Origin of the sequence: Butyrivibrio sp., assembly GCF_015056685.1 — a bacterium.
In the GTDB taxonomy this organism is placed as follows: Bacteria; Bacillota; Clostridia; order Lachnospirales; family Lachnospiraceae; genus Butyrivibrio.
Genome location: NZ_SVFW01000004.1, coordinates 130,512 through 149,091 on the forward strand (window position 1 = coordinate 130,512; position 18,580 = coordinate 149,091).

Here is an 18,580-nt window from a genome sequence, read left to right on the forward strand (position 1 = left end):
TTTTATCCCCTATCATATAACCTTTATCGTATTAAATGATCCAAACACAGACTGTGAAAAATCTCTTGAAAAGGCCTCATAATCTATGTAATGGTATCCGCTTTTCCAACCATCAATAACCCTAAGCATGGGATATTCCTTCCCCTTAACACGCCAAATACTGTATCCCACAACAACTATAGTATGGTCCTTGTAAAAGCCTCTGGCTATATTCATGATAACAGGTCTGCCATTCGATATTTCCTCTTTTACCTGCTTTTCAAAGCTAAAAACATACACACCCTTGCATTTTGCCTTGACACCGTAGGTTGCAAAAGCTTCCTTGGCTATTCCTGAAATAAAAAATGGAATGGTGCCTCTTTTATCAGTATAACCATAACTCTCTGCAATTTCTTCAACAATTTTATAGGTTTGTGAAATATCATCGGAAATTCCCGGAATAAGGCCTTTTTTTCCATAGTAATCAAGGACTCTGGTAACTGCAACCACGGAACAGTTTCTGGTAACTCTGCCACTTATCTGCGCCATTGACCTGCTATTCATCACAATAGCCCTGCCCCGCTTAACAAAAACACCTTTTTCTCCGTATTTTTCATAAAGATATTTAGAAATATTAGTAATTCCGCCATATGGTATCTTCTTCATACACTCACCCTCGATAATTACAATATAGCCTATTTTTATGCCAAAACCAAGTGTTCTAATTATCAGATAATACTGTACTATTTATTGATTTTTCTTAGAAAATATCACAATCTTTGGGTTAAAATTTTAGTCAAATTCCTAAATCATACCATCAAATTGTGATTTTTTTGCGAACTTTATGATTTTTGTTTTTTTTGTATGTATAATTTAGAAAAAAGCATACGCAAAGGAGTGGACACGTGTTTTTATGATCGGAAGAGTAAAAAGACCCACCGCCCTAGATCCTTTGACAGGGCTCTATTCAAAAGAGCAATTTTTTTCAAGAGCTACTGAATACGACAAGTTGCATCCTCAACAGGGGGTTGATGCTATTGTACTCAATTATAATAAATTTCACTTGATCAATGAATTGTATGGTCGAGGATACGGGGACAAGGTTTTATGCGCAATAGGGGATTGCGTAAATAAGACAGCAAAAGAACATAACGGCATTGCCTGTAGATATGACGCAGACATTTTTTATATGTATATCAATCATCAGGATAACTATGATTTCCTTATTTCTCAGGTTTCGTCTGAACTTGCTTCTATTATGAATACTCCTGACACAAGGATAAGGATTGGTATCTATCCTGATGCCTCAATGGCAGCTTCACTGCAGCAGCGCTTTGACAGAGCTATTCAGGCCTGTAATTCAGTCAGCAAAAATGGCCGCAGCTCTACTTATGAAATATACGATGAAAAGATGCATAAAAGAGAGCTCTACGAAGCTATGCTCATTGACAGCATAGGTGATGCTCTTAATGAGAACCAGTTTAAGCTTGTGTTCCAGCCTAAATACGACATTCACGGAGAAAAGCCAAAGCTTTCCAGTGCAGAAGTTCTTATAAGATGGCAGCATCCTGATTTTGGAGATGTAAGACCTGACTTTTTCATTCCTCTTTTTGAAGAAAACGGGCTTATAAGACAGCTGGACCGCTACGTTTGGAAAGAAGCTGCTAAACAGATCCGTATCTGGAGAGATGAATTTGGCTACACTATTCCTGTATCTGTTAACGTATCAAGAGTTGATATATTTGATCTGGACTTTTTATCATATCTTAAACAGATTGTTAAGGAAAATGGAATTGAGCCCAAAGACCTTCATCTTGAGATCACAGAAACAGCCTACACAGACAATGTTGATCAGATCGTGGCTGTTGTAAAAGAACTTCAGAAAGCGGGATTCATGGTTGAGATGGATGATTTTGGAAAAGGATATTCTTCCTTTAACATGCTCACTACTCTCCCACTTGATGCATTAAAGCTCGACATAGGTTTTGTAAAGGACATCGCCGAGAACAATAAAGAAATGAACCTTCTTGGCTGTATTTTAAAAATCGCCAAGCTCCTAAACCTCACAGTTATAGCAGAGGGCGTAGAAAGTGCCAAACAATATCTGCTTCTTAAAAATGCAGGCTGTGATGAGATACAGGGCTACTATTTCTCAAAGCCTTTGGATTCAGGCGCTTTTGAATCACTTCTTCAGCAAAAAGCATTATAATATAAAAGCCGTCAAAGTTTTCTTTGACGGCCTTTTCATATCAATCTGAATAATCATAATCAAGTGCTATCTGAACATCATAGCCTTCATAAATCTTTTCAACTCTCTCTTTTACCTTATCAATAACCCCCTTCTTATCCTTTTCTTTAAAAGAAATAACAAGGTCAAAAGTAATCTTCTTTTCCTCCTCATCTATGTATAATCCATGCATCTGAAGAGCATTTGGATAATCCTTTATTATCTCATTGACTTTTACTCGTAAGTCAGTTGCCTTTTGATTACTTGTATTCATAGAATAAATGGAAATTCCCGAAATAACTATTCCTGTATCCTTTAAAACTTTAGTAGCAATTTTTCTTTCAAGCTTATCAATCTGTGGAACCGTTATATCATCAGGAATCTCAATATGGGCTGATCCAACAAGCTTCTGATTGCCATAATCATGTATAAGAAGATCGTATACTCCATTAACTTCGGGAAATGAATTGATGGAGTTTTTGACTGATCTTGATATCTCTGTAGAGATTCTTGCTCCAAGTATCTCACCGATTGTCTCTTTTAATGTCTCAAAACCTGTCTTTATGATCATTACGGCAATAAGTATTCCTACAAAAGCTTCTATACTAAGACCAGTGGTGATAAAGATGATCGCAGCAAGAAGTGTTGACGCAGAAATGATAGAATCGTTTAGCGCATCCTTCCCTGATGCAACAAGAGAATCTGATGAAAGTTTTTCTCCTGATTTCTTCGTATATAGTCCCAAAAGGATTTTTACGATAATAGCCGCTGTCACAATAATAAGAGCCGCGGCACTGTAATCCGGAGTTGCAGGATTTATGATCTTTTGAACTGACTCAATAAGAGATGTGATTCCTGCGTACAAAATGATAACGCCAATAACCATAGTAGTAAGGTACTCTATCCTGCCATAGCCGTATGGATGCTCTTTATCCGGCTCTTTTGCCGAAAGCCTTGCACCTACTATCGTAATAAAGGAGGACATAGCATCACTTAAGTTATTTACTGCATCCATTGTTATGGCAACCGAATTGGAAATAATTCCTATAAATGCCTTAAATGCTGCCAAAAAAACATTTGCAATTATTCCAATTATACTTGTCTGTACTATTTTTCTAGTTCTGTTCATAGGGCCTCCTTCAGACAACACTTTATATTTCTCACACTATTCATATTATAAGCCAAAAATATCTCGATTCAAACAGGTTCCTCACTAATACATCTTGCAAATCACTTTCATTTCTTTGATAATATCCTCATGAGCGAAGAATATTTGACCATCACGGAATTAAGTGAATACCTTGGTATCTCCGAAGCTACAGTCAGGAACTGGATAAAGCTTGGGAAGGTTGTTGCCACAAAACAAGACAAAAAAACTGTCATTTTTAAGGGTGAAGTCCAAAAACTTTCAGAGTCAATCAGTTCATCCAAAATGCTCACATCCAGAAGGAATAAATCGCGACTTGGCTCAAACTATATTCCCAGGTCATATATTTCCAAAAAATCTCCAAACTATAAAACTATACTTTCCATGATAGGAACATTTCAGGAAGAATCCCTGGACATAACTGAAGTCATCAGCTTCTGCGCTGATATGCTAATGACGACTCGAGGTATCCCAAAAGAAATAAGGCAAAGCCTGTTGCCTGACAATTTCTCAGATACAAATGTAAAAGAGTTTTTTTCTTCATATAAACTTGTCTACGTGCCTTTTGAAGATACCCTGGGACTTATTTATATATCCTTAAGGCGCCTGCAGGATAAAAAAGCTACAGGTTCCTACTACACTCCTTTTTATGCTGTAGATCTTATGATAGATGACTTACCTGATACCGCCAGGAACATTTGCGATCCTGCATGTGGGACCGGCAACTTCCTTTTGCGTCTTCCTGATCAATATCCCCTTGAAATGATTCATGGCTACGATATTGATGAGATTGCAATTAAGATTGCAAGGATCAATCTTGCCATAAAATATAGGATCAGTACTAACAAACAGCTTGATATTATCCAGTGCAATATCCGATGCATAGACTTTTTGGGAAGTAACGAAGATTTCCAAAAAGTAGACATCATGATTGGAAATCCGCCCTGGGGAAGTTCTTTTTCAAAAGAGCAGGTTTCTGAACTAAAAAAGAACTTTGAGAGTATTTTAAGTAAGGGAAAGCCTGAATCCTTTGATCTTTTTGTAGAAAGAGCTGTCAAGAGCCTTACTTTAAATGGTACTATGCTCTTTCTTCTTCCCGAGACCATTTTGGGCGCCGATTATCATGAATCCATAAGGAGCTTCATCGAAAAAAATGCTTTTGTTTCAGAGATAAGTTATCTTGGCGATATTTTTGATAAAGTCCAGTGCCCTTGCGTCATTTTAAAACTTGATAACAAAAGGACAGACAGGATAACCGTTCGTCACTATAAAAAAGGAAAAAAAGAGCTAATAAACTGTGAAAAGGAATATGTTGTAAACTCCCACAGAATAAGCGAAAAAAGTTTCCATATACTTGCTGATAACGACCAGTACAAGCTCATTGAAAAAATCCTCTCTGTTCCTCATTTCACTTTAGAGGGACAGGCTGATTTTGCCCTGGGAATTGTTACAGGCTCCAATAAATCAGTTCTATCAAAAACTCCTTTAGATGGATGGGAAGGAATTATAAAAGGATCCGACATTCATAAGTTTTTCTACGATGAGCCAAAAAGTTATACAAATTTTGTCCCTCAGAATTTCCAGCAGGTTGCTCCTGAGCACATGTACCGGTCAAAAGAAAAACTTTTTTACAAATTTATTGCAAATGAGCCCGTATTTGCCTATGATAGCAAGGGTACCATTTCTCTTAACAGTGCTAATATACTGATTCCAAGAGTTCCCGGGTACTCTGCTCTTTACATTATGGCTGTGCTCAATTCAGACCTCATGTCATTTTATTACCGGCATACCTTTAAGAATATGAAGGTACTGCGCTCAGCAATTGAATCGCTGCCTATTGCAAAGTGCGATAATTATACTATGAATACTATAAGCACTCTCGCACTTGACATTGCTGATGAGAAGAAAACATCATCAGAAAAAATAAGTAGGCTTAATGCCTTAATTGACAACTTATATTCTTTAGATAAAAACAAGTTTACTTTTACAGTTTAAAGTGCTATAGTATGACTTACGTGATTAAAATAAAGCTACATTGGAGGAATAATAAATGTCTTTTGAATATATACAAAAGCTTCCCACTCCTGATGAGATCAGAGAAGAATTTCCACTTACAAAAGAACTTGCAAAATTAAAAAAAGAAAGAGATCAGGAAATCGCTGATGTGTTCACAGGGAAAAGCAACAAATTTCTCGTAATTGTTGGTCCTTGTTCAGCAGATAACGAAGACGCAGTTTGCGATTACGTCTCAAGACTTGGAAAAGTTAATGAGAAAGTTAAAGATAAGCTCATTCTTATCCCAAGAATTTATACAAATAAGCCTCGTACAACCGGTGAAGGCTACAAAGGTATAACATCTCAGCCTGACCCAGAGGGAAAAACAGATTTCCATGCAGGACTTATCGCCATGAGACATATGCAGATCAAGGCGATTGAAGAATCCGGTCTTACTGCTGCCGATGAGATGCTCTACCCTGAAAATTGGGGATATGTTGCTGACATCCTCTCCTACGTGGCTATAGGCGCCCGTTCCGTTGAGGATCAGGAACACCGCATGACAGCCAGTGGATTTGACGTTCCTGCAGGTATGAAGAATCCAACTAGTGGCACATTCAGCGTAATGCTCAACTCAGTATATGCTGCACAGCAGTCACATTCTTTCGTTTACAGAGGCTATGAAGTTACAACTAATGGTAATCCTCTTGCTCACTGCGTACTTCGCGGTTCAAGCAACAAGCATGGTCAGTCACTTCCAAACTACCATTATGAAGATTTAAGCCTTCTATTAAAGCTCTATGAGCAGCGCGAAATTGTAAATCCGGCTGCGATAATTGATGCTAATCATAACAACTCTAACAAGCAGTACAAGGAACAGATCAGAATTGTAAAAGAAGTCCTTCATTCAAGGAACCTTAACTCTGATATCAAGGGACTTGTTAAGGGTGTAATGATTGAGAGTTACATAGAAGAAGGAAATCAGAAGATTGGAGACGGCATCTATGGAAAGTCCATCACAGATCCATGTCTTGGCTGGAATGATACAGAGCGCCTCATCCTCGAGATTGCAGAACTTGCATAAGCTACTCCTTTTTCCGAATAAAACATAAAATATTAAAGCCTCTTCTATTCTTATATAGAAGAGGCTTATTTATTCAGCTTACTCGCATTTCTCAAGAAGCTTATCAATTGCAACAAGTCTTACACATACTGTGAAGATATCCATTGCAAGCTTAAGATCATTAAGCGATGGGAATGTAGGAGCAATACGGATATTACTGTCGTGAGGATCCTTTCCATATGGATAGGTTGCTCCGGCTTTAGTCATTGTTACTCCTGCTTTCTTGGCTTTATCTACTATAGCCTTAGCGCATCCATCAGGGGCATCAAAACTGATAAAGTAGCCACCCTTAGGATTTGTCCATGATCCAATTCCTACAGGCTCAAGATCTCTTTCAAGTGTTTCCAAAACCGCCTCAAACTTAGGTCTTATTATAGCGGCATGTTTTTTCATATGTGCCTTGATTCCAGCCAGATCACCAAAGAAACGTACATGACGAAGCTGGTTAACCTTATCATGACCGATTGTCTGGTAGTTAAGCTGAGCCTTGATCTCTTCAAGATTATTCAAAGATGTTGCTATAGCTGCTATTCCGCTTCCAGGGAAAGTAATCTTGGAAGTTGATGAGAATTTATATACAAGGTCAGGACTTCCTGCCTTTTTACACTCTTCAAGGATCTCAATAAGGTAATCCTGGCTTCCATCATAGAGATGATGAACACCATAAGCATTATCCCAGAAGATACGGAAGTCTCTGGCTGCTGGACGAAGACGGGCAAAACGTCTTACTGTCTCATCTGAATATGAATATCCCTGAGGGTTAGAATACTTAGGAACACACCAGATTCCCTTGATTGACTCATCATCCTTTACAAGTCTTTCTACTTCATCCATATCAGGACCTGTAGGAGTCATCTGTACAGGGATCATCTCAATTCCAAAATACTCTGTTATTGCAAAATGTCTGTCATATCCCGGAACAGGGCAAAGGAATTTAACTTTATCAAGCTTGCACCAAGGAGTGTTGCCCATAATACCATGAGTATATGCTCTTGATACTGTGTCATACATAACGTTAAGAGAAGAATTACCATAGATAATGATGTTCTCAGGCTTGTTCTCCATCATGGCTCCGATCAGGACCTTTGCCTCATGGATACCATCAAGTACACCGTAGTTACGACAATCTGTTCCATCCTCACAAGAAAGGTCTGCATCAGAATTAAGCGTATCCATCATACCCATAGAAAGATCAAGCTGCTCTCTGCATGGCTTTCCTCTCGCCATATTAAGATTAAGTCCCATACCCTGATACTTTTTATACTGAGCCTTCAGCGCTTCTTTTTCCTGCATAAGCTCCTGCTTAGTCATTTCAGAATACTTCTTTGTTTGGATTTCGCTCTTCGCCATTTTAATCTCCTTAAAAAATCAATTTCTTATTCTAGCCCATCCATATGGGTCACTAACTTGTTCATCTTTGGAAATATACTGTGAAATAGTATTGCTGTCTGCATATCCCATAAGTTCCTGAACAGAACTGACATCAGCTCCATTCTCAACTAAATGTGCTGCAAAAGAATGCCTTAAAGTAAAGATAGTAATGTCAGAATCGACTCCTGCTTTTCTGACATAAGTCTTTATAAGTTTCCATAATCCCTGCCTGCTAAGTGAAGTGCCGTTACAATTTACAAAAACAAATTCTTCATCATCGCAGTTTCCGATCATTTCTCTTCTGGCATTAAGCAGGTAATCATGCATTGCTGTTTTTGCTTTTTTTCCATAAGGAATAAGTCTCTCTCTGGTATCACCACTGCTCCTTGGAAGGCGAATGCAACCAAGCCCCAGATCTACATTGGAAAGCTTTAGATTCACCAGCTCCGATGCTTTTAATCCTGTAGCGTACAAAAGCTCCAAAATAGCCTTGTCTCTTTTTCCCTTAGCATCATTTGAAAATTTTTGTGATAAAAGACCTTCAATCTCAACCGCAGATAAAACTCTGGGCGGATTCTTTTTTACATGGGGACTTTTCAAGATTTCTGCAGGACTATCTGTGATATTCCCATTCTCCACCATGTATCTGAAGAACGCTTTCATAGATGTATAATGCCTTGTTATAGACGCAGGAGCAAAATTCTCATTTCTCAAACTGTTGGCATAGTCAGTTATTTTATCCTCTGTAACACCGCTGACTTCATCTATTCCACGCTCATGCATGAATGCCGCCATGCGCTCAAGATCACGCTTATATGAAAGGCAGGTATTCTCGCTGGTTTTCTTAACATTATGAAGATGTTCTACAAACTCATTAATCTGTTGATTCATATTTTTGATCTCAATGTGTTTAATTGGATAATTGTATACAAATATGCACTTAAGTTATGATACTACACAAAATACGATGAATCAAGCCTGTTTTGAAGAATTTACCCTACTGATAAAAAGTGGCCAGACCAAAGCCAAAGAATATGCATATCTAAATTCAAGATTAGGTGCTGCTATTAAAAGCGTTCCAAGCATCAAAAATAAAAGCCACATCTCAGGTGTCTTTACTTTTCTCTTTATACCTATGAAAAGAGCTGCTATCAAAAGCCATGAGTATGTTCCAATGCTCCATAGCATGCCATATATTGGAACAAAACCTCCCAGCTTAATAAGAATTTCTTTTGTCTTAACTACAAACTTACCGCCTATCTTAGGCATCCAAATCAGGCCATAATCATTGCCCATTATGCCGTCTATATCTCCTACTGCATATGCAAAATCGGGATAAATATACCCTCCAAGAAGATCAAACCATGCCAAAACATAGTCGCCAAAATATCTTGGTAAAAGACCTGCCCAAAGTTTAAAGTATTCTGCTTTATGACTTTCAAGGTATGAAACATTTCCGGCTCTTACCAGTTCTTTTATATTATCCGCATAATCCGGAGCATATAATTCATGAATATAAGTTGTATCTATCACCGCATTGATCAGCTCTTCTTCTGAAGCTGTAAGCTCTCTGTCATTAACTAAAACTCTTGCTATCTGTGAAATCGGGACAGATAAAGACTCAACAAAATCAGGCTTTTCTACCCCAAAGCTGTCAAAAACCGGTCCCTTTATGACTGCAACAAACAAAAGGACAACAATAACTGATGGAAGCGCTTTTTTTATTTCTTTTCTGAAGGAATATACAAAAACTAAAGACCATACTATAAATGCGTACCAGGCGTTGGATCTAAATAATGAAAACAAAATTCCAAGCACGATGAAGCCCGGATATGAAGCTCTTTTATTTTTCATCTCAATAATATGGCATACGAAAAGAACTGTAATCGCAGCAAATGGAATATCCTTCCAAATAGTCACTGCAAACACAGCATTAAACGGAACCAGCGCAAAAAAGGCAATACTGATTAGTTCCACCAGTAGATTCCTCTTTTCGGAGATCACTCTTATTTCCATAACAAGCCTTGATAAGGCTGCTGCAAACAAAAGCATCTGAAAGACAGTATAGAAACTGATAGCACTTACAACATCTTTTGTAAAAAAGAATCCAATGTTATAGAAAAGCTTTATCAAAAGCGTGTGTACCATGGGATGGTGATTGGAATATGGCCTTAATCCCATGATCTGCTCATACTGAACCAGTGAGTCAGCAGTCATTATTCCCGGGAATTCATATAGAAAATATGGAAGCCAGCAAAGAAGGCATAAACAAAAGCAAATAACAAAGACCTTTTTGGGCGTATTGATCAGATCATAGTATTTATCAAGAAATCTTGTAACAGTCTGATATTTTGCAGGAATTTCTGCTTTTTTGTCTCTCTTTATAAAAGCATATAAACCCTCATAAATGATATAGCATAAACAGATAAGGCCACCTGTTAAAATAAGAAGCGATAAAAGCTTAAAAAGTAAGCTGTCAAACCCTTCTGTGACCTTTGCTCTAAGAAGATATGAAATAAAAGCGGATAGTCCCACCGATATACATAATCCGGGTATCTTTTTTATCCTATACTCTTTAGCCTTATTATCAGCAAATAAAAGACACACAAAAAGAACTACCGTTAGAGGATTTCTAACGGTAATTCCTAATATCAACTGAAGTGACCAACATGCAAAAAATGCTAAAAGCAATTATTTTCCCCCATCCATGATCTTATATAGCTTTTCCATAACTCCAAGACAGTCAAGAGTTGAAAAATAGTCTCTTGGAGTCTCAGCTCTTCTTATAAGCTGTACGCTTCCGTCCTCTTTCAAAAGAAGTTCTGCGCTCTTTAACTTACCATTATAATTATAACCCATTGAATAGCCGTGAGCACCTGTATCATGAATAAAAAGATAATCACCTTTTTCAATCTCAGGAAGAGCTCTTTCAATAGCAAACTTATCGTTATTCTCACAAAGAGATCCCGTTACATCATATACATGATCTAAAGGCGCATTTTCTTTTCCCAGAACTGTAATATGATGATATGCGCCGTACATAGCAGGTCTCATAAGGTTAACTGCACAGGCGTCAACACCAATGTACTCTTTATAGATATGCTTTTCATGAATTGCCTTGGTAACAAGAGCTCCGTAAGGCGCCATCATGAAGCGGCCCATCTCTGTGAAAATTGAAGTATCTCCCATTCCGGCAGGAACAAGTATCTTTTCAAACTGCTCTTTTACGCCCTTACCAATTGCGTATATATCATTGCCTTCCTGGTCAGGCTTGTAGGGAATTCCTACGCCGCCAGAGAGATTGATGAATGAAAGAGCAACACCTGTCTTTTCCTTGATCTCAACGGCAAGTTCAAAGAGCTGGCCTGCAAGAAGCGGATAATACTCATTTGTAACTGTGTTACTTGCAAGGAAGGCATGAATACCAAATCTCTTTGCTCCCTTAGCTTTTAAAAGCTTGTAAGCTTCGATGATCTGGTCTTTTGTCATACCATATTTGGAATCACCAGGATTATCCATGATTCCGTTACTCATCTGGAAAACTCCACCGGGATTATATCTGCAGGAAATTGTCTCTGGGATCTTACCGAGAGTCTTTTCCAAAAAATCAATATGTGTAAAATCATCAAGGTTTATAATTGCACCAAGCTTATCAGCATAAACAAACTCTTCAGCTGGAGTATCATTAGAAGAAAACATAATGTCGCTTCCCTTGGCATCGACAGCTTCGCTTAACATAAGCTCAGTAAGAGAAGAACAGTCAAAGCCGCAGCCCTGTGCTTTAAGAATCTGCATCAATACCGGATTAGGTGTAGCTTTTACAGCAAAGTATTCTTTAAAACCTTTATTCCAGGAAAAAGCATCATATACTGCTTTAGCATTTTCAATAATTCCTTTTTCATCATAGATATGAAAAGGGGTAGGATATTTCTTTACAATATCTTCTACCTGGGCCTTAGTTACGAATGGTTTTTTCATAATAGTAATCCTCCGCTATAAAATAATTCTCCATCACTTTAACATGGTAATGTATAAAAACGCAAGAATTATTATTTAGCTCAAATATCTTCTATTTGCCAATCAATGGGCTCAAGTCCGTTCTGAACCAGGAATTCGTTACACTTGCTAAAATGCTTGCATCCAAAGAATCCTCTGTAGGCTGAAAGTGGACTTGGATGAGGTGCCTCGAGTATCAGATGTTTTGGGTTATTAAGCATTGCCTTTTTGGTCTGTGCTGGTCTCCCCCAAAGCATGAAAACTACAGGGTCATCCTTCTCATTAACAGCCTTAATTATGGCATCTGTAAATTTCTCCCATCCTTTTCCCTGATGTGAGTTAGCCTGGTGGGCCCTGACTGTGAGAACTGTATTTAAAAGAAGCACACCCTGATCAGCCCATTTTTTCAAATATCCATTGTTGGGAATCTTGCAGCCAAGATCATCATTCAGTTCTTTGTAGATGTTTACAAGTGAAGGAGGTGTGTCTGCCTTTCCTGGTAAAACTGAAAATGACAAACCATGGGCCTGTCCGGGCTCATGATATGGGTCCTGACCAAGTATAAGCACCTTCACATTCTTTAATGGAGTAAGGTGAAGTGCGTTAAAAATATCATCCGCAGGTGGATATACCACATGGGTCGCATACTCTTTTTTTACAAAAGAAAACAGCTCTTTATAATAATCCTTTGAAAACTCCCCTGATAAGGCCGGGAGCCAGTCGTTTGATATCATTGACATAAAAACAATCTCCAAATTTATAATCTTACAGGAATTCCTCTTCTATTCAGGTACTCTTTTACCTGCTTTATCTCAAGCTCTTTATAATGGAAAAGAGATGCCGCCAAAGCTGCATCAGCTCCGCCTTCAGTGAGCGCATCGTAAAAATGCTCTAAGGTTCCTGCTCCGCCTGACGCAATGACAGGAACATTAACAGACTGGGAAATCTGTCTTGTGAGTTCAATGTCATATCCAGCTTTTGTTCCATCGCAGTCCATACTTGTCAAAAGAATCTCTCCTGCGCCAAGTGAAACCACCTTTTTTGCCCATTCCACTGCATCAAGGCCAGTATCAATCCTTCCGCCATGTTTATATATATTCCATCCGCTGCCATCTGCTCTTTTTTTGGCATCTATGGCGACCACAACGCACTGACTGCCAAATTTATCCGCGGATTCTGCAATAAGCTCAGGCTTGTCAATTGCTGCAGAATTCATGGAAACTTTGTCTGCTCCCTCCCTAAGAATGGCCTTTACATCATCTACTGTCCTGATTCCTCCACCTACTGTGAAGGGAATAAATACTTTTTTGGCTACTTCTCTTACCATATCAGCAACAGTTGCTCTTCTCTCATTAGAAGCTGTAATATCCAAAAAAACAAGCTCATCTGCACCAGCTTTTGAATAGGCCTCTCCTACTGATACTGGATCACCTGCATCCTTAAGATTAACGAAATTGATTCCCTTTACAACACGCCCATTATTTACATCAAGGCATGGAATAATTCTTTTTGTAAGCATAAGTCACCTCTCTTAAACTTCAAGGAAATTCTTCAATATCTGCATTCCTACATCAGCGCTCTTTTCAGGGTGGAACTGGCATGCAAAAACATTCCCGCTCTCAACAGATGCATCTATAGACACGCTGTAATTCGTTGTTGCAGTTACTTCGTCCCTGTTCTCAGCCCTTAAATAATATGAATGCACAAAATATACATAAGGGTTATCATCAAGCCCCTTAAAAAGTCTTCCCTCTTTTGGAAAAGAAAGGCTATTCCAGCCAATCTGCGGAATTTTATACTTATTTCCGTCTTTATCTGTACCTGGAATTCTATTTATTTTTCCACGCAAAATGCCCAGGCCGCTAACATTTTCTGATTCCATACTGGATTCAAAAAGAAGTTGCAGACCCAGGCATATTCCTAAGAATGGTATCTCTTTAGAAACAACTTCTGAAATTGTCTCTTTTAGACCATACTCATTTATTTTGTTCATTGCATCGCCAAAAGCACCTACACCGGGTAAAACAACATGATCTGCCCTGTAGATCTCTTTTGGATTTCTGGTAACTAATGTCTTCGCACCAAGATAATCAAACGCTTTTTCTACACTTTTAATGTTACCAGCATCATAATCAATAATAGCTACCATCAAGCATCAAACTCCTTCCGAGATATCCGATGCTTTCAAGTGTATCATGATTCTAAAGTTCCGACAATCTCCATTATTCGGATAGTGTAATCCCTTTCCTTCTTTATGGAATTAATTTCTGCTATATCATCTGCGCCGAGACCATAGTTAGCTGACAATAATGATTCGATACTGTCATACACGCTCTGTACCTGAACCTCAACGCCATATTTGGCAGCTTCTTCAAGCAGATCGTCATGGTTTCTCATAGCCATTAAAAGCATATCCAAGGCTTCCTCTTCCATGTTCATGGCAATGTAGTTTTCATATCCGTTCAGATATCGCTCTGCCCATGCCAAAACTCTTGACTGCTCGTAGATATTATCCTGCTCTTCAGTTCTTTCTTTTCCATATAGAAGTTTATAAGCTGTAGTATATTCCCTCTGTTTATATGCATTGCTTGCCCTTGTAGATGTGACACTGTCAGGGATAACCATTGACGGGATTACGAAAAGAATTCCAAGGGACGCCGCAAAGATAGCACAAATAGCAACTTTTTTTGGCGCGATGGCCTTTTCTGGAACACCGGGATCCTTAGGAGGCTTTGGCTTTTTCTCCTTCTTTGGCTTTGGTGGTTTTTCCTTCTTTGGCGGTTTTTCCTTTTTAGGCTTTTCTTTCTTAGGCTTCTTTTCCTTTTTCTTCTTTTCTTTCTTGCCCTTGCCTTCTTCTCCAAGTTCATTAAGAACCTGCTGATTCTCATCAGTTAAACTAGCAAGCCCTTCAGCTGAATCATCATCTTCTTTGGTTAGGGCCTTTAATAATCTTGCAAAAAAACCTTCTTTCTTTTTCTTCTTACCTTTTTTGTCGGAAGCGTCATCAGAATCCTCGCCGTCACCACCTCTTTCAGGTATTGATGCAAGTTCATCCAGTGATGGCTCTCCACCATCGTTAAATCCTTCTTCAGTTAAAGCATCTAAGATATCTTCCTTAGGTATCTCAGAATCTTCAGACCTTCCTGCCTCTTCATCAAGATGGGACGTGTTCTCAATATCTTCAACTTCATCATTAGCAAGGCTGTTCATAAGAGCATCAAGATCAGGAACAGCTACATCACCTTCTTCTGATGCCGTTTCTCCATCAGTAGCACCTGCAGCACTCTCAACTTCTGCAACCTCACCATCAGCAGAGCCTGACCCTTCTTCAGAACTTAAAAGATCATCAAGGCTTGCTTCAAGGTCATCTAAATTTAGTTCTTCCTCAGCTGCCTCCTGAGCTACCTCACCAGCAATTTCTTCCGGGGCTTCATCTGGAGCACCTTCAGAATTTTCTTCTTTATTTTCCTCTGAAGGCTCCTCGTCCATAAGGCCTGACATATCAAGCATAGCTTCCATCTCAGCAAGATCTACATCATCTGATTCGCCCTTTGTTTCATCTGAAGGTACATCCTCAGATACTGCATTATCCTCTTGAGGTAAAGCAGCTGATTCATCTATCTCCTGCGCAGGCTCTTCTGCTACGTTGGCTTGAAGATCAGCAACATCTGCTGGTTGAGAATCTTCTATAGGAGCCTCTGTTTCACCTTCAGAAGCACCATCAATATTATTTAAAGTCGCACTAATATCATCACTAACAGACTTGCCATCTGATGGCTCCTCACTTAAAGCCTCATCCATGGCAGCTTCCAGGTCGTCTAGCGAAAGTTCATCAACGTTCACATCATCACTAGTTTTCCCTTCAGAGTCCTGCATATTATCAAGAGCATCTACAAGGCTTCCCTCTAAATCCTGATCAGGTTCCGTCAAACTACTGCTAGGAGCTTCATCCAAAAGATCTGTTAAGATTTCTTCAGGAGTTTCGGATGCATCAGTTGCTACATCATTTTCCAACGAAATATCAGCATCCTCCGGAAGCATTACCTCCGGAGCCATTTCCAAAAGAGAATCATCCTCCGCGGACTCATCAATGATTGGCGGCTTCTCATTGGCTACAGGCTCCTCACTACTTTCCTGAGGTTGTCCCTGTTCATCATCCGAACTATCAGAAAATTTACCACTCTGGGCCTCCTGATCCATCCTTTCAGCGTCAGCTATTGCCTCATCCAAAGCAATTTCTTCAGGATCTCTGACATCATCAACTGTTGGAGTCGCACCAACAGTAAAAGTAGGAATTCCTGAATCTGTAGGTCTCTGTATATCATCTAACATAGATGACAATCTGTCATCAATTATTTCATCTCTGTCAAGTCTGTCTAAAAGACTACCAATATCATTTAATGCCTCGTTTTCACCGTTAGAGTTATCTACAAGCGCGCCAATATCCCCTGCACCACTGTTTCTTTGTGATGTAGAGGAATTTTTGCCTCCCTTTGTTGCCATTCTGCTAAGAGCAGATTGAGGGTTATCACTTGACTTGGCTGAATTCAGCAAGCTATCGAGATACTCTTCGTTGTTGGCATTCATCGCCCATTATTCTCCTGCAAAATATAGTTAACAGAATTCATTTGAACTGATTCTGTTTTATCCTGTATTTCTGGGGTATGTTGATATAATTTCTCGTGAACTCTGATGAGATGTGCCTGTTTGTTTATAAAGGCAACCTTTTCAAATGGCCATCTGATTACTGTTGGATAATCAAGACCAACTCCCAGTTCTAAAATAAGAAGCTTGGAATTAAGAGTATTAGTCAAAAACTTCATATAATCGGCCCAACGTTCCTGATAGGCACTCTCATTATACTTAATGGTCCTATACTCTTTTCTCTTCTGATTTAGATACAATACTTTTCCATCAGCAAATGGTTTTACAAAATTTGTACCCTCATCAAAATCGCCATCATTTTCAATAATGATCTTATGGATCTTTTCTACGATTTCATTAAATTCAGGTGATTTATCTGATAAGAATAATGGATCATCTATATCAGATGTCTGAAGGTACATATATGTTCCACAAGGATAAACACTCTTCTGAGGATCAAATCCATACATGAGCGCATCCTGTAAAAAAATATCAGCAACTAAAAAGTATTTCTTATCGCCAATAATGTTCTTCAGTGCTTTATATGCCTTTTCAATCTTTGTATCTGTCTGATAATAAGCATATTCGTATTCTACAATAGGCAAGAGCCAGTTATTATCTTCCTTCTTACAATACTCTAATAATTTGCTATACCTTTCATCCTTAGAAAGTCCACTGCCTACCCAATTCCATTCGTTGCCAATTCCTATAACAACATTATCAAAGTTTTCTACTAAACCAGCTAAATTTTGTTCCATGATGTAATACCGCCTATTGTTTGTAATATTAAAATACTCCCTTTGCAGAACAGTCATTGAAAACGTGTTTCATAACTGAGAGGCAAAGGGAGTTATAGTCAGTTAGTATTAGCCTGCACTGGAAGCGTTAACTAGTTCATCTATTACACTTACAAGATTACCAATCTCAGGTTTTGACAGCTGCCTATCAGCTCCAAGAGATTCACCTTTTCTCCTCATTTCTTCATTAACAAGTGATGAGAAAATAATAAGTGGTATATCCTTAGTAGCATCATCACTCTTTACAAGCTTAGTCAATCTATGTCCGTCCATGATCGGCATTTCAATATCAGTGATAATGCACTTGATATTATTAAGCTCATTTCTCTCCTTACAAGCTTTGATGTAGTCATATGCAAGCTTACCATTTTCAAAATGTCTCACATTATTATAGCCCGCTTTATTAAGTGAATCTACAATAAGCTTGTTAAGAAGCTGTGAATCTTCAGCAAGAACAATCGGAACTTCATTTCTAGGACGAGGTCCGATCTCTGCAAGAGCATCCATATTAAGACCTGTATTAGGGTTAATATCAGATACAATCTTCTCAAAGTCCAGAATGATGATCAACTGATTATCAAACTTGATAATACCGGTTGAAATACTCTCTTCTGCCTTTGAAATTGTAGCATTTGGTTTGATGATATCAGCCCATGATACTCTGTGAATACCTATAACAGAATCTACATGGAAGGCAATATCCAATTTATTAAAGTTTGTGATGATGAACAATCCACCTGCTTTAGAAGCACCGCGTTGTAAGCAGTTCCTTAGGTCAATGGCTGTGATCATTGTATCACGAGGCATAAAAATACCTTCGATACTAGGATGAGCATTTGGTACAGGAGTTACTTCCTGATACACAATGATTTCTTTGATCTTTGCAACGTTGATGCCATAGCTTTGATCATCAATCTTAAACTCAAGAACTTCTAGTTCATTGTTACCACTTTCAAGCAGGATCTTTGATTCCATTCTCTCACCTCTCGTAATAAAATAGTAAAAAAAGTGAAGTTAAAAAAAGAAAAAATAACATTAAACCGTTTGTTAATTAATTGAATATCCTCATTTAGTATAGCATAGTTTTTTGAAAGTAAATATAAAAAAACAAAAAAAGACGGCTATTTGACCGTCTTTTTAGAATTCATTTATAAGTATTTTATAATTTTAGTTTTTCTTTAAAATTTGTACCTTCAAAACCGAACACTGATTTATCTAAATCCATCTCTATACTTACCTTTATGGATAAGCCCTCGACCTATTAGTACACATCAGCTGAACACGTTACCATGCTTACACCT

General features: G+C 38.4%; 15 protein-coding genes. 3 read left to right on the forward strand and 12 right to left on the reverse strand.

Features of this window, described 5'->3' with window-relative positions; translation table 11 throughout:
- Positions 1-12: 12 nt before the first annotated feature.
- On the reverse strand, positions 13-645 hold the full coding sequence (locus tag E7303_RS02570) for a C39 family peptidase (protein ID WP_292143696.1): 633 nt from the start codon (positions 643-645) through the stop codon (positions 13-15).
- Positions 646-892: 247 nt separating this feature from the next.
- Here E7303_RS02570 and E7303_RS02575 point away from each other — a divergent pair, with 247 nt between their 5' ends.
- Positions 893-2,188: a putative bifunctional diguanylate cyclase/phosphodiesterase gene (locus tag E7303_RS02575; protein ID WP_292143697.1), complete on the forward strand. Its 1,296-nt coding sequence runs from the start codon at positions 893-895 to the stop codon at positions 2,186-2,188.
- Between the two features lie 40 nt (positions 2,189-2,228).
- Here E7303_RS02575 and E7303_RS02580 read toward each other — a convergent pair whose 3' ends face one another.
- Positions 2,229-3,335 (reverse strand): cation diffusion facilitator family transporter, encoded by a 1,107-nt coding sequence (locus tag E7303_RS02580; RefSeq protein ID WP_292143698.1) that lies wholly within the window; start codon positions 3,333-3,335, stop codon positions 2,229-2,231.
- A 129-nt stretch (positions 3,336-3,464) separates the two neighbouring features.
- On the opposite strand from E7303_RS02580, the gene E7303_RS02585 reads away from it, so the two are divergent.
- Positions 3,465-5,348, forward strand: a complete 1,884-nt coding sequence (locus tag E7303_RS02585) for a TaqI-like C-terminal specificity domain-containing protein (RefSeq protein WP_292143699.1) — start codon at positions 3,465-3,467, stop codon at positions 5,346-5,348.
- Between the two features lie 55 nt (positions 5,349-5,403).
- A complete protein-coding gene (locus E7303_RS02590; protein WP_292143700.1) occupies positions 5,404-6,432 on the forward strand; it encodes a 3-deoxy-7-phosphoheptulonate synthase in 1,029 nt (342 codons plus the stop codon).
- 78 nt (positions 6,433-6,510) lie between these two features.
- Here E7303_RS02590 and E7303_RS02595 read toward each other — a convergent pair whose 3' ends face one another.
- The 10 genes from E7303_RS02595 to E7303_RS02640 all read right to left on the reverse strand — a co-directional run bounded on the left by E7303_RS02595 (position 6,511) and on the right by E7303_RS02640 (position 18,254).
- Positions 6,511-7,821, reverse strand: coding sequence for an aminotransferase (locus E7303_RS02595; protein WP_292143701.1), 1,311 nt, complete (start codon positions 7,819-7,821; stop codon positions 6,511-6,513).
- Between the two features lie 18 nt (positions 7,822-7,839).
- Positions 7,840-8,733 (reverse strand): tyrosine-type recombinase/integrase, encoded by an 894-nt coding sequence (locus tag E7303_RS02600; RefSeq protein WP_292143702.1) that lies wholly within the window; start codon positions 8,731-8,733, stop codon positions 7,840-7,842.
- Between the two features lie 81 nt (positions 8,734-8,814).
- The gene (locus tag E7303_RS02605; RefSeq protein WP_292143703.1) at positions 8,815-10,533 is read right to left on the reverse strand and encodes a DUF6020 family protein; all 1,719 of its coding nucleotides are present in this window, start codon (positions 10,531-10,533) and stop codon (positions 8,815-8,817) included.
- Positions 10,534-11,823 carry a diaminopimelate decarboxylase gene (locus tag E7303_RS02610; RefSeq protein ID WP_026663795.1) on the reverse strand — a complete coding sequence of 430 codons (1,290 nt, stop codon included), beginning with the start codon at positions 11,821-11,823 and terminating at the stop codon, positions 10,534-10,536. It abuts the gene before it with no gap.
- A gap of 77 nt (positions 11,824-11,900) precedes the next feature.
- Positions 11,901-12,578 (reverse strand): uracil-DNA glycosylase, encoded by a 678-nt coding sequence (locus tag E7303_RS02615; protein ID WP_292143704.1) that lies wholly within the window; start codon positions 12,576-12,578, stop codon positions 11,901-11,903.
- A gap of 17 nt (positions 12,579-12,595) precedes the next feature.
- Positions 12,596-13,357 carry an imidazole glycerol phosphate synthase subunit HisF gene (gene hisF / locus E7303_RS02620; RefSeq protein WP_292143705.1) on the reverse strand — a complete coding sequence of 254 codons (762 nt, stop codon included), beginning with the start codon at positions 13,355-13,357 and terminating at the stop codon, positions 12,596-12,598.
- A 12-nt stretch (positions 13,358-13,369) separates the two neighbouring features.
- Complete coding sequence (hisH, locus tag E7303_RS02625; RefSeq protein WP_292143706.1) at positions 13,370-13,987, reverse strand: imidazole glycerol phosphate synthase subunit HisH; 618 nt, start codon at positions 13,985-13,987, stop codon at positions 13,370-13,372.
- A gap of 44 nt (positions 13,988-14,031) precedes the next feature.
- Positions 14,032-16,425, reverse strand: a complete 2,394-nt coding sequence (locus E7303_RS02630) for a hypothetical protein (RefSeq protein ID WP_292143707.1) — start codon at positions 16,423-16,425, stop codon at positions 14,032-14,034.
- Positions 16,422-17,240, reverse strand: coding sequence for a hypothetical protein (locus tag E7303_RS02635; protein WP_292143708.1), 819 nt, complete (start codon positions 17,238-17,240; stop codon positions 16,422-16,424). The genes E7303_RS02630 and E7303_RS02635 overlap by 4 nt, the downstream gene beginning before the upstream one ends.
- Positions 17,241-17,348: 108 nt before the next feature.
- Entirely contained in the window at positions 17,349-18,254 is a 906-nt protein-coding gene (locus E7303_RS02640; RefSeq protein ID WP_292143709.1) for a chemotaxis protein, read from the reverse strand.
- Positions 18,255-18,580: the final 326 nt, after the last annotated feature.

Bases quoted from the DNA above. Each gene is read 5' to 3' on its own strand.
- E7303_RS02570 (WP_292143696.1), bottom strand. From the start codon at position 645: ATGAAGAAGATACCATATGGCGGAATTACTAATATTTCTAAATATCTT.
- E7303_RS02575 (WP_292143697.1), top strand. From the start codon at position 893: ATGATCGGAAGAGTAAAAAGACCCACCGCCCTAGATCCTTTGACAGGG.
- E7303_RS02580 (WP_292143698.1), bottom strand. From the start codon at position 3,335: ATGAACAGAACTAGAAAAATAGTACAGACAAGTATAATTGGAATAATT.
- E7303_RS02585 (WP_292143699.1), top strand. From the start codon at position 3,465: ATGAGCGAAGAATATTTGACCATCACGGAATTAAGTGAATACCTTGGT.
- E7303_RS02590 (WP_292143700.1), top strand. From the start codon at position 5,404: ATGTCTTTTGAATATATACAAAAGCTTCCCACTCCTGATGAGATCAGA.
- E7303_RS02595 (WP_292143701.1), bottom strand. From the start codon at position 7,821: ATGGCGAAGAGCGAAATCCAAACAAAGAAGTATTCTGAAATGACTAAG.
- E7303_RS02600 (WP_292143702.1), bottom strand. From the start codon at position 8,733: ATGAATCAACAGATTAATGAGTTTGTAGAACATCTTCATAATGTTAAG.
- E7303_RS02615 (WP_292143704.1), bottom strand. From the start codon at position 12,578: ATGTCAATGATATCAAACGACTGGCTCCCGGCCTTATCAGGGGAGTTT.
- hisF (WP_292143705.1), bottom strand. From the start codon at position 13,357: ATGCTTACAAAAAGAATTATTCCATGCCTTGATGTAAATAATGGGCGT.
- hisH (WP_292143706.1), bottom strand. From the start codon at position 13,987: ATGGTAGCTATTATTGATTATGATGCTGGTAACATTAAAAGTGTAGAA.
- E7303_RS02630 (WP_292143707.1), bottom strand. From the start codon at position 16,425: ATGAATGCCAACAACGAAGAGTATCTCGATAGCTTGCTGAATTCAGCC.
- E7303_RS02635 (WP_292143708.1), bottom strand. From the start codon at position 17,240: ATGGAACAAAATTTAGCTGGTTTAGTAGAAAACTTTGATAATGTTGTT.
- E7303_RS02640 (WP_292143709.1), bottom strand. From the start codon at position 18,254: ATGGAATCAAAGATCCTGCTTGAAAGTGGTAACAATGAACTAGAAGTT.